At 71.1% G+C, this 19,614-nt stretch carries 18 protein-coding genes; 10 read left to right on the forward strand and 8 right to left on the reverse strand.

What is annotated here, in order from left to right; all coding sequences use genetic code 11:
• Positions 1 to 266 precede the first annotated feature (266 nt).
• Positions 267 to 479, forward strand: a complete 213-nt coding sequence (locus SACE_RS33940) for a heavy-metal-associated domain-containing protein (protein WP_009946128.1) — start codon at positions 267 to 269, stop codon at positions 477 to 479.
• A gap of 433 nt (positions 480 to 912) precedes the next feature.
• On the forward strand, positions 913 to 1,593 hold the full coding sequence (locus SACE_RS33945; RefSeq protein ID WP_009946127.1) for a hypothetical protein: 681 nt from the start codon (positions 913 to 915) through the stop codon (positions 1,591 to 1,593).
• A 141-nt stretch (positions 1,594 to 1,734) separates the two neighbouring features.
• Here the strand turns inward: SACE_RS33945 and SACE_RS33950 are convergent, their stop codons facing one another.
• Genes SACE_RS33950 through SACE_RS33960 form a run of 3 tightly spaced genes read right to left on the reverse strand, consistent with a single transcriptional unit; the run spans position 1,735 to position 6,553 of the window.
• Complete coding sequence (locus SACE_RS33950) at positions 1,735 to 2,886, reverse strand: acyl-CoA dehydrogenase family protein (RefSeq protein ID WP_009946125.1); 1,152 nt, start codon at positions 2,884 to 2,886, stop codon at positions 1,735 to 1,737.
• 1 nt (position 2,887) lies between these two features.
• On the reverse strand, positions 2,888 to 4,906 hold the full coding sequence (locus tag SACE_RS33955; RefSeq protein WP_009946124.1) for an acetyl/propionyl/methylcrotonyl-CoA carboxylase subunit alpha: 2,019 nt from the start codon (positions 4,904 to 4,906) through the stop codon (positions 2,888 to 2,890).
• A 33-nt stretch (positions 4,907 to 4,939) separates the two neighbouring features.
• The gene (locus SACE_RS33960; RefSeq protein ID WP_009946123.1) at positions 4,940 to 6,553 is read right to left on the reverse strand and encodes a carboxyl transferase domain-containing protein; all 1,614 of its coding nucleotides are present in this window, start codon (positions 6,551 to 6,553) and stop codon (positions 4,940 to 4,942) included.
• 96 nt (positions 6,554 to 6,649) lie between these two features.
• On the opposite strand from SACE_RS33960, the gene SACE_RS33965 reads away from it, so the two are divergent.
• From SACE_RS33965 to SACE_RS33980, 4 genes are all read left to right on the forward strand, one after another.
• A complete protein-coding gene (locus SACE_RS33965) occupies positions 6,650 to 7,228 on the forward strand; it encodes an SACE_7040 family transcriptional regulator (protein WP_009946122.1) in 579 nt (192 codons plus the stop codon).
• 102 nt (positions 7,229 to 7,330) lie between these two features.
• The gene (ctaD, locus tag SACE_RS33970; protein ID WP_009946121.1) at positions 7,331 to 9,031 is read left to right on the forward strand and encodes an aa3-type cytochrome oxidase subunit I; all 1,701 of its coding nucleotides are present in this window, start codon (positions 7,331 to 7,333) and stop codon (positions 9,029 to 9,031) included.
• 216 nt (positions 9,032 to 9,247) lie between these two features.
• Positions 9,248 to 10,204, forward strand: coding sequence for a daunorubicin resistance protein DrrA family ABC transporter ATP-binding protein (locus tag SACE_RS33975; RefSeq protein ID WP_009946120.1), 957 nt, complete (start codon positions 9,248 to 9,250; stop codon positions 10,202 to 10,204).
• Positions 10,205 to 10,260: 56 nt separating this feature from the next.
• Entirely contained in the window at positions 10,261 to 11,013 is a 753-nt protein-coding gene (locus SACE_RS33980) for an ABC transporter permease (protein ID WP_009946119.1), read from the forward strand.
• On the opposite strand, the gene SACE_RS33985 is transcribed toward SACE_RS33980, so the two are convergent.
• Positions 10,958 to 11,554, reverse strand: a complete 597-nt coding sequence (locus SACE_RS33985; RefSeq protein WP_009946118.1) for a hypothetical protein — start codon at positions 11,552 to 11,554, stop codon at positions 10,958 to 10,960. The two genes, SACE_RS33980 and SACE_RS33985, sit on opposite strands and share 56 nt — an antisense overlap.
• 57 nt (positions 11,555 to 11,611) lie before the next feature.
• On the opposite strand from SACE_RS33985, the gene SACE_RS33990 reads away from it, so the two are divergent.
• The gene (locus SACE_RS33990; RefSeq protein ID WP_009946117.1) at positions 11,612 to 12,082 is read left to right on the forward strand and encodes a MarR family winged helix-turn-helix transcriptional regulator; all 471 of its coding nucleotides are present in this window, start codon (positions 11,612 to 11,614) and stop codon (positions 12,080 to 12,082) included.
• Positions 12,083 to 12,109: 27 nt separating this feature from the next.
• Here the strand turns inward: SACE_RS33990 and SACE_RS33995 are convergent, their stop codons facing one another.
• Positions 12,110 to 13,615: an arylsulfotransferase family protein gene (locus SACE_RS33995; protein ID WP_143538027.1), complete on the reverse strand. Its 1,506-nt coding sequence runs from the start codon at positions 13,613 to 13,615 to the stop codon at positions 12,110 to 12,112.
• A gap of 394 nt (positions 13,616 to 14,009) precedes the next feature.
• Here SACE_RS33995 and SACE_RS34000 point away from each other — a divergent pair, with 394 nt between their 5' ends.
• Both SACE_RS34000 and SACE_RS34005 read left to right on the forward strand, forming a co-directional pair.
• Positions 14,010 to 15,221 (forward strand): MFS transporter, encoded by a 1,212-nt coding sequence (locus SACE_RS34000; RefSeq protein WP_009946114.1) that lies wholly within the window; start codon positions 14,010 to 14,012, stop codon positions 15,219 to 15,221.
• Between the two features lie 78 nt (positions 15,222 to 15,299).
• Entirely contained in the window at positions 15,300 to 16,130 is an 831-nt protein-coding gene (locus tag SACE_RS34005) for an aldo/keto reductase (RefSeq protein ID WP_009946113.1), read from the forward strand.
• Positions 16,131 to 16,211: 81 nt separating this feature from the next.
• Here the strand turns inward: SACE_RS34005 and SACE_RS34010 are convergent, their stop codons facing one another.
• Both SACE_RS34010 and rsgA read right to left on the reverse strand, forming a co-directional pair.
• The gene (locus tag SACE_RS34010) at positions 16,212 to 16,778 is read right to left on the reverse strand and encodes a GNAT family N-acetyltransferase (RefSeq protein WP_009946112.1); all 567 of its coding nucleotides are present in this window, start codon (positions 16,776 to 16,778) and stop codon (positions 16,212 to 16,214) included.
• Positions 16,775 to 17,860, reverse strand: a complete 1,086-nt coding sequence (gene rsgA, locus SACE_RS34015) for a ribosome small subunit-dependent GTPase A (RefSeq protein ID WP_009946110.1) — start codon at positions 17,858 to 17,860, stop codon at positions 16,775 to 16,777. Before rsgA ends, SACE_RS34010 begins: the two co-directional genes overlap by 4 nt.
• A gap of 243 nt (positions 17,861 to 18,103) precedes the next feature.
• Between rsgA and SACE_RS34020 the strand changes: the two genes are divergently transcribed.
• Entirely contained in the window at positions 18,104 to 18,298 is a 195-nt protein-coding gene (locus tag SACE_RS34020) for a hypothetical protein (RefSeq protein WP_009946109.1), read from the forward strand.
• A gap of 32 nt (positions 18,299 to 18,330) precedes the next feature.
• On the opposite strand, the gene SACE_RS34025 is transcribed toward SACE_RS34020, so the two are convergent.
• On the reverse strand, positions 18,331 to 19,485 hold the full coding sequence (locus SACE_RS34025) for an FAD-dependent monooxygenase (protein WP_011875237.1): 1,155 nt from the start codon (positions 19,483 to 19,485) through the stop codon (positions 18,331 to 18,333).
• Between the last annotated feature and the right edge of the window lie 129 nt (positions 19,486 to 19,614).

Genomic DNA, 19,614 nt, shown 5'->3' on the forward strand with positions numbered 1-19,614 from the left:
GCTATCCACAGGTTGTCAACAGCCGCAGCCCCCCACAGAGTGATTTGACGTCGACGCTGAGTAATCGACCTTGCCGGTCTCGATCCACATCGGATGCTGACCCGTCCCCGTGACATCGGCAACCCGGCGACCCGAACCGGGCACGCCCGTCCACTCCGGACCTCGGACACGGCGCGGGCGCCCTCCGACCGGGCACGCCCACGGCTACCCCCCAGGGGTATATAGTCGGCGGCAGTCCGGCCAGTCCGACCGCGAAAGGACCCCCGATGAGCACCCAGACGTTCACCGTCACCGGCATGACCTGCGGACACTGCGTCAAGTCGGTCACCGAGGAACTCTCCGAGATCCCCGGCGTCACCGACGTGCAGGTCACCCTCGACAGCGGCCTGGTTTCGGTGACCAGCGAGCAGGAGCTGAGCCGTGACGCCGCCACCGCCGCCGTGAGCGAGGCGGGCTACGACATCTCCGCCTGGAACTGAGCGCGGGCGGCAGACATCCGCCGCCCGCCGTGAGTTGCGCCACCGCCTGCCGACGCGGGGCCGCCCGCGGCGGGCGCTCCGGACTCCGCGTCTCGCGCGGGCGCACCGGAACCCGGAGCCCCGCCAACGCAAGGCGGCCGATCAAGCCGAGCAGGCACCCGAAATCGGGCCGGCAACGCCCGAAGACGAGGAGATCCGCAGGTCCGGGGCACCGGAAACCGCGTCTCCGGTTGTCATCGAAACGATGGCCGCCGACTCCTCCCCACGACCCGGGACGCCGTGCCACAATCGCAGGCGCTGACGAACCCCCGGTCAGCAACTGTGGAGATCCCCTCCGGGCCCCCGTGCTCCTCCCCCTGGCGCGGGGGCCCTCCACTGTGTGATGCAGGCCACGCCGGTGTGCTGATCGCAATCGAACCGTTATCGTGTCCGCGTGGCTCTAGGACGAACCAAGATCGGGCGCCGGCAGAAGGCGGACAGCTACGCCGAACCGGAGGTGGCCGAGCCGGATCACGAGCTCGACGACTACCTCGCGGCGCTCGCGCCGGAGGAGAGCGTCGAGACGACTGGTTCGGGGCGCCGCTTCGGCGTCTCGCAGGTCTACCAGCTCCGCCTGCCCCTGATGGCCAACGAGAAGCTCAAGGAACTCGCGGCGAAGCAGGGCACCTCGCCCGCCGCGCTGGCGCGGGACTGGGTCATGCAGCACCTCGCGCTGGAGGACCCGGACGCCCCCGCGCAGCCGCAGGACTCCGCGCCGGCGCAGCAGACCCAGACCCAGCAGTCGCCCCACCAGCAGACGCAGAACGTCCAGCCGCCGACGCAGCAGGTGCCGGCGCCCGGGCAGCAGCACGCCGGGCACCCGCCCATGGCCCAGCCCCCGACGACACAGCCGCCGACGACTCGTCAGCCGCACCCGGGGCGTCCGCAGCCGCCGGGGCCCTCGCAGCCCCCGGCATGGCCGCAGGAGGCCCACGACGGCTACGACGAGACCTACCCGGGGTACCACCCGCAGCCGGGGCCGCAACAGCCCTACGGCGACCCCGAGGAGACCGACACCGAGATCACCATGCCGCGCGGTGGCCGCCAGTCCCGCGTGAGCCCGTTCTTCAGCTGACGCGCTGGAACGGAACCGGGTTTCTGCCGACGGGGACACCCCCGACTGACCCCGTCGGCAGATTCAGCGAAAGCAGCCGTGCGCTTCCCGCAAGCGCACGGCTGCTTCGTCCGCGGACCGCTGGAGGTCCGTCAGAGGCCGTTAGAGGCCGAGCTCCCTGGCGATCAGCATCCGCTGGACCTCGCTGGTGCCTTCGCCGATCTCCAGGATCTTGGCGTCCCGGTAGAACCGCGCGACCGGCGTCTCGTTCATGAACCCGTAGCCGCCGAAGATCTGGGTCGCGTCGCGGGCGTTGTCCATCGCCGCGTTGGACGAGACCAGCTTGGCGATCGCCGCCTGCTTGCGGTAGGGCTCGCCGCGCAGCATGCGGGCCGCCGCGTCGTAGTAGGCCAGCCGCGCGGTGTGCGCGCGCATCTCCATGTCGGCGATCTTGAACTGGATCGCCTGGTACTCGCCGATCTTGTGCCCGAACGCCTCGCGCTCGCCCGCGTAGCGCAGGCACTCGTCGACGCAGCCCTGCGCGAGTCCGACGCCGAGCGCGGCGATGGCGACCCGGCCCTCGGTCAGGATCGACAGGAACTGGGCGTAGCCGCGGCCGCGTTCGCCCAGCAGGTTCGCCGCGGGCACCCGGCAGTCGTCGAAGGACAGCTCGTGGGTGTCGGAGGCGTTCCAGCCGACCTTGGAGTACTTCTTGGCGACGGTGAAGCCCGGGGTGCCCGACGGCACGATGATCGTCGAGATCTCCTTGCCACCGTCGGGCTTGTGCCCGGTGACCGCGGTGACCGTGACGAACGAGGTGATGTCGGTGCCGGAGTTGGTGATGAACGCCTTTGAGCCGTTGATCACCCACTCATCGCCGTCGAGCACGGCCGTCGTGCGGGTCGCGCCCGCGTCGGAGCCGCCGCCGGGTTCGGTGAGCCCGAAGGCGCCGAGCGCCTCCCCGGTGGCCAGCTTCGGCAGCCAGGTGCGCTTCTGCTCCTCGCTGCCGAAGCGGTAGATCGGCATCGCGCCCAGCGACACCCCCGCCTCCAGCGTGATCGCGACCGAGGAGTCGACCCTGGCCAGCTCCTCCAGCGCCAGGCACAGCGCGAAGTAGTCGCCGCCCATGCCGCCGTACTCCTCGGAGACCGGCAGTCCGAACAGGCCCATCCGGCCCATGGTCGCCACGAGCGGGTACGGGAACTCCTCGCGCTCGTAGTAGTCGCCGATGACCGGCGCTACGTCCTTGCGGGCGAAGGTCTCCACGCTCTCGCGCAGCGCCTCGTGTTCCTCGCTCAGCCGATGATCCACCATCTCAGGCCTCCTCGTGGGCACCTGCGGTGAGGACGGCCAGCGGCTGGTCCAGCCCGACCGACTGTCCTCTTCGGACGTGTACTTCGGTGACGACGCCGTCGACGGGGGCGGTGATGGTGTGCTCCATCTTCATCGCCTCGACGACGAACAGGGTCTGGCCGGCCCGGACCTGCTGGCCGGCGGTGACGTCGGCGACGAGGACGGTGCCCGGCATCGGGCTGGTCACCGCGCCGTCGGACCCCGCGGCGCCCGGACCCCGGTCGGCCAGCAGCCGGTGCTCGGTGAGCGCCCAGGCGTGGCCGTCGGCGGCGAGCCAGGTGACGCCGTCGGCACGGGCGACCCGGTAGCGGCGGGTGCGTTCCTGGTAGGTGACGGTCAGCACGTCGTCGCGGAGCTCGACGCGGGCCGGGCCGGTCGAGTCGCCGGCGGTGACCACCGCGTCGGCCGCGCGGCCCCGGATGCGGACCTCGACCTGCTCCTCGGGGCCGGCGAACCGCCACACGGCGGGCGCCGGGGCGCCGAGCCTCCAGCCTCCCGGCACGTCCCACGGGTCGACGACCGGACCGGTCGGCTCGTCGGCGAGCAGCCGGTCGAGGGCGGCGGCGACGTAGACCTCCTGCGGGGTGGTCGCGCTCGCGGCCACGAGGTCGTCGAGATCGCGTTCGACCAGTCCGGTGTCGAGCCTGCCTGCCCGCACGTCGGGGTTGGTCAGCAGCGAGCGCAGGAAAGCGACGTTGGTGTGCACGCCGAGGACCGCGGTGTCGGCGAGCGCGGCGTCGAGCCTGCGCAGCGCGCCGGCGCGGTCCGGCGCCCAGGCGATGACCTTGGCCAGCATCGGGTCGTAGTCCGAGCCGACCGCCATCCCGGTCCAGACCCCTGAGTCGACCCGCACGCCGGTGCCCGCCGGTTCGTGCGCGGCGAGGACGTCACCTCCGGTGGGCAGGAAGCCGCGCGCCGGGTCCTCGGCGTAGACGCGCGCCTCGACGCTGTGCCCCTCGATGCGCAGCTCGTCTTGCGCCCACGGCAGCGGCTCGCCCGCGGCGATCCGGACCTGCTGCTCGACCAGGTCGACGCCGCGTTCGGCGCCGACCGCCGTCACCAGCTCGGTCACCGGGTGCTCGACCTGCAGGCGGGTGTTCATCTCCATGAAGAAGAACTCGTCCGGGGCGTCGGCGGAGACGATGAACTCGACGGTGCCCGCGCCGACGTATCCGACCGAGCGGGCCGCGTCGACCGCCGATGCGCCGATGCGCGCCCGCGTCTCGGCGTCGAGCAGCGGCGACGGGGCTTCCTCGATGATCTTCTGGTGCCTGCGCTGGAGGCTGCACTCGCGTTCGCCGAGGTGGACGACGCCGCCGTGGGCGTCGGCCAGCACCTGCACCTCGATGTGGCGCGGGCGCGCGACGTAGCGCTCGACGAACAGGGTGTCGTCGCCGAAGGACGCCCGCGCCTCGCGCCGGGCCGACGCGATCGCCTCGTCCAGCGCGGACTCGTCGTGCACGGCCCGCATGCCCTTGCCGCCACCGCCCGCCGACGGCTTGAGCAGCACCGGGAAGCCGGCGTCGACCGCGGCCTTGCGGATGTCGGTGTCGGACATGCCCGGCTCGCTGCGGCCGGGCACCACCGGCACGCCCGCGGCCTGCACGGTCTGCTTCGCGCGGATCTTGTCGCCCATCGAGTCGATGGCCGATGCCGGCGGACCGATGAAGACGATGCCCGCCTCGGCGCAGGCGGCGGCGAACGCGCTGTTCTCGGCGAGGAAGCCGTAGCCGGGGTGGATCGCCTGCGCGCCCGTGCGCCGCGCGGCGTCGATGATCCGCTCGATGTGGAGGTAGCTCTCCGCCGCCGCGCGCGGTCCGATGTGGACCGCGGTGTCGGCCTCGGCGACGTGCCGGGACGAGCGGTCGGCGTCGCTGTACACGGCCACCGAGCGGATGCCGAGCCGCCGCAGCGTCCGGATCACCCGGACCGCGATCTCACCGCGGTTGGCGACCAGCACCGAGTCGAAGTGCTGCACCATCGAAGTCCCTCCAGGTCTCGGGGTGGCCACCGGTCACATCCGGAAGACGCCGTAGCCGACCGGCTCCAGCGGCGCGTTGGCCGCGGCTGAGAGCGCCAGGCCGAGCACGGTGCGGGTCTGCATCGGGTCGATCACGCCGTCGTCCCACAGCCGGGCGGTCGAGTAGTACGGGTGGCCCTGGTGCTCGTACTGGTCGCGGATGGGCTGTTTGAACGCTTCCTCGTCCTCGGCCGACCACTCCTGGCCGCGCGCCTCGTACTGGTCGCGGCGGACGGTGGCCAGCACCGAGGCCGCCTGCTCGCCGCCCATGACCGAGATCCGGGCGTTGGGCCACATCCACAGGAACCGGGGCGAGTAGGCCCGCCCGCACATCGAGTAGTTGCCCGCCCCGAACGAGCCGCCGATGACCACGGTGAACTTCGGGACCCGGGCGCACGCCACCGCGGTGACCATCTTCGCGCCGTGCTTGGCGATGCCGCCCGCCTCGTACTCCTTGCCGACCATGAAGCCGGAGATGTTCTGCAGGAACACCAGCGGGATCGAGCGCTTGTCGCACAGCTCGATGAAGTGCGCGCCCTTCATCGCGGACTCGCTGAACAGGATGCCGTTGTTGGCGATGATGCCCACGGGGTGCCCGTGGATGCGGGCGAAGCCGGTGACCAGGGTCGGGCCGTAGTCGCGCTTGAACTCGGCGAACCGGCTGCCGTCGACGACGCGGGCGATGACCTCGCGCACGTCGTAGGGGGTGCGGCTGTCGGTGGGCACGACGCCGTAGAGGTCGCCGGGGTCGACCACCGGTTCCTCCACCGGGGCGACGTCCCACGGGCGGGCCGCGCGCGGGCCGAGGGTGCTCACGATCGAGCGCACGATGCGCAGCGCGTCCGGGTCGTCGGCGGCGAGGTGGTCGGTGACGCCGGAGGTGTGGGAGTGCAGCTCCCCGCCGCCGAGCTCCTCGGCGGTCACCTCGGCGCCGGTCGCGGCCTTCACCAGCGGCGGGCCGCCGAGGAAGATGGTGCCCTGCTCGCGCACGATCACGGCCTCGTCGCTCATCGCGGGCACGTACGCGCCGCCCGCGGTGCACGAGCCGAGCACGGCGGCGATCTGCGGGATGCCGCGCGCGGACATGGTCGCCTGGTTGTAGAAGATCCGCCCGAAGTGCTCGCGGTCCGGGAACACCTCGTCCTGCCTGGGCAGGAAGGCGCCGCCGGAGTCGACCAGGTAGATGCACGGCAGGTTGTTGTGCAGCGCCACCTCCTGGGCGCGCAGGTGCTTCTTGACCGTCATCGGGTAGTAGGTGCCGCCCTTGACGGTCGCGTCGTTGGCGACCACGACGCACTCGCGCCCCGACACGCGGCCGACGCCGGTGATTATCCCGGCCGAGGGCGCCTCGTCGTCGTAGAGGCCGTGCGCGGCCAGCGTGGACAGCTCCAGGAACGGCGAGCCGCGGTCCAGCAGCGCGTCCACCCGGTCTCGGGGGAGCAGCTTGCCGCGCTCGACGTGGCGCAGGCGGGACTTCTCCGGCCCACCGAGGCGGGCGCGGTCGAGCTCGGCGTCGAGGTCGGCGACGAGCTTGCCGTGGTGCTCGGTGTAGCGCGCGTAGGACTCCGAGGCCGGGTCGACGGCCGTGGTGAGGACGGGCGCATCCATGCGTTGTGCACACCTTCCGCGGTCAGCGCGTTAGTCATCGTTAACCAACGGGATCGATGTTAACGACGACTAACCCCTTCGTCTAGTATCGACACGATGGAGGCAAAGCCGTCCCGGCGCGAGCAGATCCTGGAAGCCGCCGCGGAGCTGTTCGCCCGCTACGGCTTCCACGGCGTGGGCATCGACGACATCGGAGCCGCCGTGGGCATCTCCGGCCCCGCGCTGTACCGGCACTTCCGCAGCAAGGACGGGATGCTCGCCGAGATGCTCACCGGCATCAGCGACCGGCTGCTGCACGGCGGCCAGGGCAGGGTCGCCGCGGCGGCCGACGCGCACACCGCGCTCGACGCGCTGGTGCGCTGGCACGTCGAGTTCGCGCTGACCAACCCGGCGCTGATCACCGTGCACATGCGCGACCTCGACAGCCTCGCCGAGGCCGACCGCCGCAAGGTGCGCGAGCTGCAGCGCGGCTACGTGGAGGTCTGGGTGGAGGTGCTGCGCCGGGTGCGGACCGACCTCGACGAGCCCACCGCCCGCGCGGCGGCGCACGCGGTGCTCGGGCTCATCAACTCCACGCCCTACAGCGCCCACCTGGGCACCGGGTCGATGTCCGACCTCCTGCACCGCATGGCGCTCAACGCCCTCTCCGCACCCGCGGCGGTCCCGGGCGGCTGACCCTCACGATCTCACCCGAACGGATCAAGTACACGGTTTGCACCGGGCTGACCAGGGGCGAAGACTGGAATCGTCGAGGTCGGCAAGCCAGGGAGGCAGGCCATGGCCACGGTCCAAGCACGCCCGACGGCGGTGCCTACTCGGGCGTCCGCGCGCCCGGTCAAGGGCAAGCGTCTGGTGCCGTGGCTGCACACCACCGACCCCAAGCAGATCGGGCTGCTCTACCTGATCACCGCGTTCGGGTTCTTCATCGCCGGCGGCGCCATGGCGCTGCTGATCCGCGGCGAGCTGGCCTCCCCGGGGATGCAGTTCCTGTCCCAGGAGCAGTACAACCAGCTCTTCACGATGCACGGCACCGTGATGCTGCTGCTGTTCGCGACGCCGATCGTCTTCGGCTTCGCCAACGTCATCCTGCCGCTGCAGATCGGTTCGCCCGACGTCGCGTTCCCCCGCCTCAACGCCTTCTCGTACTGGCTGTTCCTGTTCGGCGGCCTGATCGTGATGAGCGGCTTCCTGATGCCAGGCGGCGCGGCGGACTTCGGCTGGACCGCCTACGCGCCGCTCTCGGAGATAAACGTCGGCTACGGCGGCGACCTGTGGATCACCGGGCTGATCGTCAGCGGTCTGGGCACCATCCTGGGCGCGGTCAACATGATCACGACCGTGGTCTGCATGCGCTGCCCCGGCATGACGATGTGGCGGATGCCGATCTTCACCTGGAACATCTTCGCCACCAGCCTGCTGGTGCTGATGGCGTTCCCGATCCTCACCGCGGCGCTGTTCGGCCTGCTGGTGGACCGCCACCTCGGCGGGCACGTCTTCGACCCCGCCAACGGCGGTGCCATCCTCTACCAGCACCTGTTCTGGTTCTTCGGACATCCCGAGGTCTACATCGTGGCGCTGCCGTTCTTCGGCATCATCACCGAGATCATCCCGGTGTTCAGCCGCAAACCGCTGTTCGGCTACACCGGGCTGGTGTTCGCCACGCTGCTGATCATGGGTCTGTCGGCGATCGTGTGGGCGCACCACATGTTCGCCACCGGCGCGGTGCTGCTGCCGTTCTTCTCCTTCGCGACGTTCCTGATCGCGGTGCCGACGGGCATCAAGTTCTTCAACTGGATCGGGACGATGTGGAAGGGCCAGCTCACGTTCGAGTCGCCGATGCTGTTCGCGGTCGGGTTCCTGGTGACGTTCCTGCTCGGCGGGCTGACGGGCATCCTGCTGGCCTCGCCGCCGCTGGACTTCCACATCACCGACACCTACTTCGTCGTCGCGCACTTCCACTACGTGCTGTTCGGGACGATCGTGTTCGCGGTGTTCGGCGGGGTCTACTTCTGGTTCCCGAAGATGACCGGCCGGATGATGGACGACCGGCTGGGCAAGCTGCACTTCTGGCTCACCTTCGTGGGCTTCCACATGACGTTCCTGGTGCAGCACTGGCTGGGCGACGAGGGCATGCCGCGCCGGTACGCCGACTACCTCGAGAGCGACGGGTTCACCGCGCTGAACATGGTCTCCACGATCGGCGCCTTCATCCTCGGCGCGTCGATGCTGCCGTTCCTGTGGAACGTGTTCAAGAGCTACCGCTTCGGCGAGGTGGCCGACGTCGACGACCCGTGGGGCCACGGCAACTCGCTGGAGTGGGCGACCTCGTGCCCGCCGCCGCGGCACAACTTCACCGACCTGCCGCGCATCCGCTCGATCCGGCCCGCGTTCGAGCTGCACTACCCGCACATGACCGAGCGGCTGGAGTCCGAGGCGCACGCGACGCTGTCCCTGCGGGGGAGCAAGTCGTCTTCGTGACCGTTTCTTTACCGGAGCGGGAAAAGTCCATTTCAGGGGCCGTTTGACAATTCCGCCGGCATTCATGTCCGACGGACGTTTTCGCAGGTCAGCCCGAACATGAATGCGTCGTTCACGTTTGACAGGCCGCATTCGGTGCGCACAGGATCAATTCATCCGAGAGCAAACCCCTGACCAGGGGTTTCCTCGTCATGCCCAGCCCAGAGGAGGCCGAGGTTGATCCATGCCCGCGGACTGACCCGCAGGTTCAAGGTCAAGAAGGAGAGTGTCGAGGCGGTGCGGGGTCTCGACCTGGACGTGGAGAGAGGGCAGCTCGTCGCGTTCCTCGGCCCCAACGGCGCCGGGAAGTCGACCAGCCTGCGAATGCTGACCTCGCTGCTGCCGCCGACCTCCGGCACGGCCACGGTGGCGGGCCACGACGTGGTGGGCGACCCCGCCGCGGTGCGCGCACGCATCGGTTACGTCGGCCAGAAGAACAGCGCGGGCGAGAACTTCCGGGTCCGCGACGAGCTGGTGACGCAGGGCCGCTGCTACGGCCTCGGCCGGGCCGAGGCGGGCAGGCGCGCCGACGAGATCATGGAGCTGCTGGACCTCACGCCGCTGGCCAAGCGCAATCCGGGCACGCTCTCCGGCGGCCAGCGCCGCAGGCTCGACATCGCGATGGGCCTGATCCACCGGCCGGAGCTGCTGTTCCTGGACGAGCCGTCGACCGGCCTGGACCCGCAGAGCCGCGCCAACATCTGGGAGCACGTCCTGCGGCTGCGCGAGCAGCACGGCACCACCCTCTTCCTCACCACGCACTACCTGGAGGAGGCCGACACGATGGCCGAGCGGGTGGTGATCATCGACCACGGCCGGATCATCGCCGACGGCACCGCCGAGGAGCTCAAGAGCGACCTCGCGGGCGACCGCATCACGGTGGTGGCGGAGGACGCGGCCGGCGCGGCGGTGGCCGCCGAGATCGGGTCGCGGCTCGGCGAGGCGTCGTTGGAGGGCACGACCGTGCGCGTGCGGATGCCCAACGCCACGACGGCGCTGCCCGGCTACCTGCGGGCCCTCGACGCGGACGGCGTCAAGGTCACCGCGGCCGAGACCGCGCGGCCCACCCTCGACGACGTCTTCCTCGGGCTGACCGGCCGCAGCCTGCGCGAGAGCGAGAAGGAGACGGCGTGAGCGACCTCGCCGGTACACCGCAAGACGTGACCACCTCACCAGGAGAAAGCCGACGCATGAGCAGCTTCGTCCGCGACACCGCCACGGTGTTCGCCCGCGAGTTCGCACCCGCCTGGCGGGAACCGCTGGCCATGGTGTTCGGCATGGCCCAGCCGCTGCTGTTCCTCTTCCTGTTCGGACCGCTGCTCGGCGGGACCGCCGCGGGCGGCGGGTCGACGTGGCAGTGGTTCGTGCCCGGCGTGCTGATCATGATGTGCCTGTTCGGGCCGATGATGGCCGGCTACAACCTGCTGGTCGAGCTGGGCAGCGGCTCGATGGAGCGGATGCTGGTGACCCCGCTGAACCGCAGCGCGATGCTGGTGGGCCGCACGCTCAAGGAGTTCGTGCTGCTGGTCGCGCAGGCCGTGCTGATCATCGCGGTGGCGCTGCCGATGGGCTTCCGGCTGCACATCCTCGGCGTGCTGGCGGGCCTGGCGCTGCTGGCGCTGTTCGCGGTCGGACTCGGCGCGCTGTCGTTCGTGCTGGCGATCGTGTCGCATCCCAGCGGCGAGCTGTTCTACATGGTGACGCAGGTGCTGCTGTTCCCGGTGTTGCTGCTGTCCGGGGTGCTGCTGCCGATGGACTTCGGTCCTGGGTGGCTGCAGGCCGCCTCGAGGCTGAACCCGGTCGCCCACATCGTCGAGGCAGAGCGAGCGCTGTTCGACGGGCGCTTCGCGGAGATGCCGGTGCTCTACGGCGTCGTCGCGGCCGGGCTCATCGCCGGGATCGGGATGTGGCTGGGGACCCGGGCGATGCGCCGAGGCGTGTAGCTGCCGGGTTCGCGGGGCCGGACCGGCTGGTCCGGCCCCACGGCTTGTAGACGTTGATCGCCGCGACGAAGCTCAGCGCGGTGATGGCGACGGCCGGGGCGACCACGATCGAGACCGCGTCGCCGCCCACCGCGTCGGCGGCGGGGACTTCCGGGGCCGCGGCGAGCACCTTCGCCGCGGCCCCGCGCATCAGCGGGGCGAGCGAGAGCTGCACGAGCGCGGTCATGACGGCGGTCAGCACCAGGCTGACCACCACCCACCAGTGGCGCAGGAGCCCCCACTTCGTGCCGAGCGACAGGGCGATCCCAGAGACCAGCGCCAGCCCGCTGATGGGCTGACCGGGCGTCACGACGACACCGAGCGCGATGTAGGCGGCTCGGCTGACCTGCGGGTCCGGGTGCAGGAGCCCGGTGAGGCCGAGCACGAGCAGGCAGACGCTCAGGCCGATCCAGGCGACCGAGGCGATCACGTGCGCCGTCAGCACCGCCTTGCGGGCCTTGGGCGGCAGGACGGCGCTCGTCCGGCGGCCACTCCGCGACATGACTCCACCCACGAATCATTTGTACCAGGAACGATTCGCGATTGGTAGAGTATCGGGGTGCCATCGCAGTCCCACGCAAAGTCCGGTCCCGCATTCCTGCTGACCCAGCTCGGCACGCGCGCCGCGATGCTCTTCGCCGAGCGCGTCGCGGCCCTCGACCTCACGCCGCCGCAGGTCGGCATGCTGCGCATGATCGGCGTCGAGGCGGGGCTGAGCCAGCAGCAGCTCGCGGGCAGGCTGGGCATGCTGCCCAGCAAGGTCGTCTCGTTCGTCGACGAGTTGGAGAGCCGCGGTCTGGTGGCCCGGACGCGCAGCGCCCGCGACCGCCGCGTCTACGAGCTGACGCTCACCGACAAGGGCGAGGAGCTGATGCGGCAGGTGTGGGAGGTCGCGGCCGAGCACGACGCCGACTTCTGCGGCCCGCTGGACACCGCGGAGCGCGAACAGCTCGCCGGTCTCCTGCGCCGGCTGGCTGAGCACCACGACCTCACGCCGGGCGTGCACCCCGGCTACCGCCACCTCGGGTGACCGGCGCCGGGCGCGAAGCCCTCCGGGTCAGCCTGCGAACGCCGGCACCGCGGCCGGAGCCTGGACGGGAGCGGAGCGGCCGATGACGTTGCCGCCCGCGTCGAGGGCCTCGACCGCGGCGAACGCCTCCGGGGCGGGCAGGGCGGCGGCCGTCTCGAAGCCGCTGCGCGGCACGTCGGCCACCGGGCGCAGCTGGTCGGCGGCCGGGCCTGCCAGCACGCGCCAGCCGCGGACCTCGGTGGCGCCGTTCCAGCTCGCGTAGACCGTCGGCGCGCCGTCGGCGCCGGGCTGCAACGCCGCCACCGGCGGCTCCGAGGGCGTTCCCACCCACGGCAGCCGGAACGCGCGGTAGGAGGGCATGCCGTCGCCGAACTCGCCGTGCATGACGACGTTGCCCTCGGCGTCGAACTCGGTGAAGTTCGACTGCGAGCCCCAGCCGACGAAGTGGTTGCCGCCCGGCAGGACCTGGTGGCTGGACTGGCTGACGCTGGTGGTTGCCTTCGGGTGCGGGAACGCCTTGACCAGCGAAACCTTGCGCGCCTGCTGGTCCACGCCGAGCGCCAGGGCCCGCGAGACGGGGCCCGGCCGGTCGGAGGCGTTGTCGAACAGGGTGACGGTGCCGTCGGGCTGCCAACGCGCGTCGTGTTGCCAGGCGAACGCGGCCTCCGGGGCGACCTGGAAGTCGCTGCGCTTGCCGCCGAGCCGCCACTGCACCGCGCCGGTCTCGCGGTCGACGAGGTAGAGCGCGTTGGTGTGGCGCGCCGAGACCAGCAGGTCGCCCTCGGCGGTCTCCTGGATCGAGTTGAGGTGGACGTAGTCGTGGGGCTTGCCCTCGGGCACCGGCACCGTCGACTCGTCGAGCCCGACGTGGTCGAGGCTGTGCCACTCGAACAGGACCTTGCCGGTGGCGATGTCGATCTCCTGGATCACGCCCTCGGTCACCGGGCGGTCGAGCTGCACGGTGTTGTAGGCCATCACCAGCGCCGTGTCGCGCGGGGTGATGACCAGCTCGTGCAGGTCGGCCTGGAGGTTGTTGCCCATCCGGACGGTGGCGATCTGCTTGTAGGACTGGTCGGTGATCACGTACTCGCCGGAGCCGTATCCGGGGTGCGGGCGGCCCTGCCACCACGTGAGCACCGGCTTGCCCTGGTACTGCTGGGCCTTGAAATCCATGCCGAACTGGCCGACGCCGTCGCCGACGGGCTGCGACCACACCGGCTGGCCGGTGTCGTCGACGATCAGCGGTCCGCCCTGCGCTCCCCTGCCGTAGGGCGCGAGGAAGACGTAGCCGGGAGCGGTGCCGTTGGCCGGGGTCTCGACGTCGACCACCGGCGGCGTCAGATCGGGACGGGTGACGAAGTGGCTGGGCCGCGGCGGTGCCCCGGAGCTCTCGCCCTCGTCCATGAACTGCGCGCTGCCCGCCGTCGCGGAAGCGAAGAGCAGCGCGAGTGCGGCGAGGACCACGACAGGCCCTGCCACCAACGAGTTCCACCACAGCGTTCGGCGTGAGTCGTGCCGGACTGCCCGGTCCATGAAGCGCTCCGTCCACCCGAAGATCAGGCCGACACGTCTACCACCGGTCGAACATCCTCGAACAGCCGATTTCTTAAAGTTTCCACGCTTTCACTGCGCGGAAGGCAATCCGGCGGATGGGCAGTGCGCACATCCGCGGCAGCGCCGGACTGTGCGGCCACCCAACCCCGCGACTGTCCACTATGCACGGTTCGTGGCCTGCGAAGTGAGGCGGTTCATAGCGATTCGCGGGAACAGCTCGCACAGGTCTACTGTTGATGATGTCTGGGAGGCGCCATCGATTGCCGCGTTCCTGAATCGTTCCCTCAGCCGGTTCCGGCCAGCCCACGCGCGGCGGACGGCCGAGGTGCGAGCACCGATTCCCGCCCGGCACGTTGTCCTCGAGGAGTACTCCTTGCCCATTGCCCTGCTGGCACTGGCCATCGCTGCTTTCGGCATCGGAACGACCGAGTTCGTCATGATGGGGCTGCTGCCCGACGTGGCGTCGAACCTGCACGTGTCGATCTCCGATGCGGGCGGCTACATCTCCCTGTACGCGATCGGCGTCGTCGTCGGCGCACCGCTGCTGACCATCGCCGGCATGCGCGCGCGGCGCAAGACGATGCTGAGCAGCATGCTGGTGCTGTTCACCGTCGGCAACCTGCTCTCCGCGCTCGCTCCCACCCACGGGCTGCTGCTGGCGGCCCGCTTCGTGGCAGGCCTGCCGCACGGCGCCTTTTTCGGCGTCGGCGCCGTGGTCGCCGCGAGCCTGGTCGCCGCCGACAAGCGGGCCCAGGCGATCTCGATGATGTTCATCGGGCTCACCGTGGCCAACATCGTCGGCGTCCCGCTGGGCACCCTGCTCGGCCAGGCGATGGGCTGGCGCTGGACGTTCGGCCTGGTCGCGGTGATCGGGCTGGTGGCGCTGGCGGCCGTGGCCGCCCTGGTTCCGCAGCAGCCCAAGCCGACCGACGTGAGCGTGCGCGGCGAGCTCAAGGCGTTCCGCCGCCCGCAGGTGTGGCTGGCCTTCGCCATCGTGGTGTTCGGCTTCGCAGCGACGTTCTCCTTCTACACCTACATCAAGCCGGTTCTCACCGACATCAGCGGTTACACCCCCACCGCGGTCACCCTGCTGCTGGCGCTGTTCGGCGTGGGCATGACCGTCGGGACCGCCGTCGGCGGCCGGCTGGCCGACCGCGCCCCGATGCGGACGCTGTACGTGTTCCTGACCCTGCTCGCGGTCGCGCTGACGGCGTTCGTGTTCGCCTCGCACAGCGCGGTCCTGGCCGCGGTGAACGTGTTCCTGATCGGCGCGTTCGGCTTCGCCGCGATCCCCAGCATCCAGGCCCGGATCCTGGACCAGGCCAAGGAGGCCCCGGCGCTGGGCTCGGCGAGCATCCAGTCGACGTTCAACATCGCCAACTCGCTGGGCGCCTACCTGGGCGGCCTGGTCATCGCGGGCGGCTTCGGCCTGACCTCGCCGAGCTGGGTCGGCGCGCTGCTGGCGCTGGTCGGCCTGGGCTTCGCGGTGGTGTCCGGGCAGCTGGACCGCAGGTCGCGCACCGCGCAGCCGGCCCGCGTCACCGAGCGCGCCGAGCCGGTCGCGATGAGCGAGGTGTCCGGCTAGCTCGGCACCGCAGGCCGTGCTGTGATGGGGGCGGCCCGGTCAGCAACGCAAGTTCGAATCTTCGGAGGAAGAACACACATGACTCAGGTTCCTCACATCACCCTCAACACCGGCGCGGAGATGCCCCAGCTCGGCTTCGGCGTCTTCCAGGTTCCGGCCGACGAGGTGGTGGAACCGGTCCGCACCGCGATCGAGGCCGGCTACCGCAGCATCGACACCGCGGCGGTCTACGGCAACGAGGAAGGTGTCGGCAAGGCCATCGCCGAGTCCGGTGTGCGCCGCGAGGACCTGTTCGTCACCACCAAGCTGTGGAACGACGACCAGGGCTACGACAGCACGCTGCGCGCCTTCGACGAGAGCCTGACCAGGCTCGGCCTGGACTACGTGGACCTGTACCTGATCCACTGGCCGGCGCCGGGCAAGGACGCCTACGTCGACACCTGGAAGGCGTTCGAGAAGCTGCACGCCGACGGGCGCGCGAAGTCGATCGGCGTGTCGAACTTCCAGATCCCGCACCTGCGCCGGTTGTCCGAGGAGACCGACGTGGTGCCCGCGGTCAACCAGATCGAGCTGCACCCCAACCTCCCGCAGTCCAACCTGCGCGCCTTCCACAGCGAGCACGGCATCGCCACCGAGGCGTGGAGCCCGCTGGGCCAGGGCAAGGGGCTGCTCGAGGACCAGACGCTGCGGTCGCTGGCCGAGAAGTACGCCAAGAGCCCGGCGCAGATCGCGCTGCGCTGGAGCATCCAGCTCGGCAACGTGGTGATCCCGAAGTCGGTGACGCCCTCCCGCGTGCGGGAGAACATCGAGGTCTTCGACTTCGAGCTGGCCGACGACGACATGGCCGTGATCTCCGGCCTGGAGACCGGCAACCGCGTCGGCCCGGACCCGGACGTCCTCGGCGCCTGATCGTCCACCACACCGCGAACACCCCCGCCCCGGTTTCCGGAGCGGGGGTGTTCTGCGTCCACTGTGTCCTGTCGGGGACGGTCAGATGCCGAACGGTGGCGGGTACTCGACGGTCCCGCTCGGCACGTGCCCGTGCGGGTCGAGCGCGAGCGCCATCATCGCCTCGTCGGGCACCTCGATGGTCAGGCCGATCCCGAACTCCGAGGCCCGGGTGAATCCGAAGCGCGGGTAGTAGTCGGGATGTCCCAGCACCAGCACGAGGTTCTCGCCCATGGCGCGGGCGGCATCCAGCCCCGCGCTGATCCCGGCCGAACCGGCACCTGCGCGCTGGTGGCGCGGTAGCACCGCGCACGGCCCCAGCGTCAGCGCCGGGGAGCCGTCGACGTGGGAGCGGGTCAGCAGGACATGCCCCGCGATCTCGCCCGCGGCGGTCTCGACGACGATCGACAGCCCGTCGATCCAGGCCGGGCCGGCGCGCAGCGCGTCGACGAGGTCGGCCTCCAGCGCGGTCGGGAACGCGGCCAGGTTGACCGCGCGGATGGCTGCGATGTCGGCGGCCGTCTCGGGCCTGGTGCGCCACTGCACGGTTCGGCTGTGCTCCTCGGAGGTGGCCCCGGGGCCCCGGGGCGGCTTGCGGTCGTCGTTCACTTCTTCCCCCTGAACCTGTAGGCCGCCCGCTGCTGCTTTGTGATCACCTTCCAGCGCTCCTCGCGCTCGGCGCGCAGCCGGGCGTCGCTGCGCGCGGCCATCCAGGCGTTCTCGCGTTGCAGCTTGCGGTAGCTGTCGAGGCGGCGGGCGCTGATCTCGCCCGACTCGATCGCCGCCAGCACCGCGCAGCCCGGCTCGGTGTGGTGCACGCAGTCGGTGAACCGGCAGCCGAGGGCGAGCTCCTCGATCTCGGCGAAGGTCCGCTCCAGACCCTCCTCGGCGCCGAACAGGCCGACGCCGCGCAGCCCCGGAGTGTCGATGAGCACCCCGCCCTCCGGGAGCGGGACCATCTCGCGGCGCACGGTCGTGTGCCTGCCCTTGCCGTCCTGGGCGCGGACCGCACCGGTGGCCAGCTCGTCGGCTCCGAGCAGGGCGTTGGCCAGGGTGGACTTGCCCGCGCCGGACGCTCCGAGCAGCACGACGGTGCCGGTGAGCAGCCGGCGCAGCCGGTCGAGCCCCTCGCCGGTGACGGCGCTGGTGGCGACCGCCTCGGCGCCGGGCGCCAGGTCGGCTAGCTCGGCGGTCAGGCCGCCGGGGTCGGCCGCCTGGTCGGCCTTGGTGGCGACTACGACCGGCACCGCGCCGCTCTCCCAACCCAGTGCGAGCAGCCGCTCGACCCGGCCGGCGTTGAGCCGCACGGCTGCGGACACGACCACGGCGACCGTGTCGACGTTGGCGGCCAGCACCTGGCCGTGCGACGAGCGCGAGGAGCCGGCCCGCACGATCGCCGTGCGGCGGGGCAGCAGCGCGACCAGCGCCGGCTCGCCGCCGGAGGCCGGGCGCACCGCGGCCCAGTCCCCGGTGCAGGGACCGTCGGCGGCGGAGAAGGCGACGCGCAGCGGCCCCGCGCCGGTGACGACGTCGCACCTGCCGCGGTCGACGCCGACGACGCGGGCCGGGACCAGACCGGCCCGCCGGTGCGGGGCGAACGACGTTTCCAGGTCGTCGTCCCAGCCGTAGGCCGAGAGGGACGAGACGGCGTCGGCGCGCTCGGAGCGCGCCGCGGCGGAGTCCGAGCACATCTCCGCAGGCGCGGACGACTCGGTCTCGGCGGGACCTGCGGGCTCAGCTCGACCTGCGATCTCAGCGGGACCTGCGGTCTCAGTTGGACGTGCGGGATGGGATTGGCGTGCGGAATCGGATTGCTGTGACAACGGGAGAGCTCCTGTCATGAGGAGCCCCGGCCGGACACGTGCGCGATGCGGAGACAGGTCCGAGCACGCGAGCGTTCAGCGCCGCGCCACGAGGACGCGCGGGAAGCTCACGTGATCAGCGGTCCGTTCGCCGAGCAGGGCGGAGCCGACGTCTTCGAGAAGGCTCAGGCGGCGAGAGAACGTGCGACCGGGGCCCGGGACGTTCGAATGGTCCGGGCGCTGCGCGTGGCAGCACTCACCCAGGCGGCCATCGACGTCACCTCCTGGAGCTTCCCGATCGCGGAACAAGGCCTGCGGACACATTGAACCCGACGCGGCGGCGCCGGGTCCAGCGGTTTTCAGGCGACCTTGACCTGCGGCGCCAGCGCCTGCAGGACGTTGCTGCCCGAACGCAGCGAAACCACCTGGCTGCGGGTGGCCACCCACTTCGGGAACCTGCCCAGCCGCTGCAACGGCGTGCTGCGCTGCGCCGAGGTCAGCGCGGCGGTGCGCGACACCTTCACCGCCCGCGGCCTGCGCTCCTGCTCGTAGGTGCGCAGCATCGGTTCCGGGTCGGCGCTCACCCCGGCGATGTTGGGCAGCAGGAGGGACAGCAGCCAGGCGTCCTCCAGGGTCTGGTTGGCCGCCTGCGCGACCGCGGGCGGCATCGCGTGCACCGCGTCGCCGAGCAGCGTGCTGCGCGGACCGCCCCACACCCGCGGCACCTGGTGGCGGATGTGCGGGAAGAAGCCGAGGTCGTCGTCGGTGACCGAGGACAGCAGCTCCTCCACCGGCTCCGGCCAGCCGCGGAAGGCCGCGCGCAGGTCGGCGACCGAGAGCTCGGGGTCGCCCTCCCGCCACGGCATGTCGAACCACCAGTGCAGCAGCCCGTCACCGGCCGGGATGAGCCCGGCGTGGCCGTTGCGGCCCGCGATGTTCAGCGTCCGCGACCCGTGCGCGATGGGCAGGTCGCTGCGGGTCAGGCCCTGCCAGCTCGCCCACCCGGTGAGCTTGGCGGGCGGGCCGCCGAGCACCGAGCGGCGCACCGCCGAGCGCTGGCCGTCGGCACCGATCACCAGGTCGCCGGTGGCGACCGTGCCGTCGTCGAAGCGGACGACCACGCCGTCCTCGAACTCGGTCACGCCAGTGCAGCGCCGCCCGAAGTGCAGGACCTCGGCGGGCAGCGCCTCGGCGAGCCTGGCGATCAGCGTCCGGCGCGGGATCTCGACGGTCGGCGAGCCCAGGCGCTCGGTGACCGCGTCGAGGTCGGCCTCCCAGAGCAGCCGCCCGCTCTCGGTGACCGACCGCAGGCTGTGCAGCTCGCGCCCGACTCCGTCGAGGGAGACGCCGAGGTCGCGAAGCGCCGCCGTGCCGTTGCTCCACACCGTCACCGCCGCGCCACCGTCGCGCAGCGCCTCGGCGTGCTCGAAGACCTGGACGTCGTGACCTTGTTCGACCAGCCCGTTGGCGACGGCGAGTCCTCCGATACCTGCCCCGACCACGAGAACCCGCATCGTCTCCATCCAATTCACCGACGGTGCTGTCCCGCCGATTTTATCCAGACGACCGGATGGACCGGTTTGTCCTTCGTCACAGCTCATGCGCGTTGCGGACCCGTTGCGCGTCCGAGAACCGATCGTTGA

The organism is Saccharopolyspora erythraea NRRL 2338, assembly GCF_000062885.1.
In the GTDB taxonomy this organism is placed as follows: Bacteria; Actinomycetota; Actinomycetes; order Mycobacteriales; family Pseudonocardiaceae; genus Saccharopolyspora_D; species Saccharopolyspora_D erythraea.

Bases quoted from the DNA above. Each gene is read 5' to 3' on its own strand.
- SACE_RS33940 (WP_009946128.1), top strand. From the start codon at position 267: ATGAGCACCCAGACGTTCACCGTCACCGGCATGACCTGCGGACACTGC.
- SACE_RS33950 (WP_009946125.1), bottom strand. From the start codon at position 2,886: ATGGTGGATCATCGGCTGAGCGAGGAACACGAGGCGCTGCGCGAGAGC.
- SACE_RS33955 (WP_009946124.1), bottom strand. From the start codon at position 4,906: ATGGTGCAGCACTTCGACTCGGTGCTGGTCGCCAACCGCGGTGAGATC.
- SACE_RS33960 (WP_009946123.1), bottom strand. From the start codon at position 6,553: ATGGATGCGCCCGTCCTCACCACGGCCGTCGACCCGGCCTCGGAGTCC.
- SACE_RS33965 (WP_009946122.1), top strand. From the start codon at position 6,650: ATGGAGGCAAAGCCGTCCCGGCGCGAGCAGATCCTGGAAGCCGCCGCG.
- ctaD (WP_009946121.1), top strand. From the start codon at position 7,331: ATGGCCACGGTCCAAGCACGCCCGACGGCGGTGCCTACTCGGGCGTCC.
- SACE_RS33980 (WP_009946119.1), top strand. From the start codon at position 10,261: ATGAGCAGCTTCGTCCGCGACACCGCCACGGTGTTCGCCCGCGAGTTC.
- SACE_RS33985 (WP_009946118.1), bottom strand. From the start codon at position 11,554: ATGTCGCGGAGTGGCCGCCGGACGAGCGCCGTCCTGCCGCCCAAGGCC.
- SACE_RS33995 (WP_143538027.1), bottom strand. From the start codon at position 13,615: ATGGACCGGGCAGTCCGGCACGACTCACGCCGAACGCTGTGGTGGAAC.
- SACE_RS34005 (WP_009946113.1), top strand. From the start codon at position 15,300: ATGACTCAGGTTCCTCACATCACCCTCAACACCGGCGCGGAGATGCCC.
- rsgA (WP_009946110.1), bottom strand. From the start codon at position 17,860: ATGTGCTCGGACTCCGCCGCGGCGCGCTCCGAGCGCGCCGACGCCGTC.
- SACE_RS34025 (WP_011875237.1), bottom strand. From the start codon at position 19,485: ATGCGGGTTCTCGTGGTCGGGGCAGGTATCGGAGGACTCGCCGTCGCC.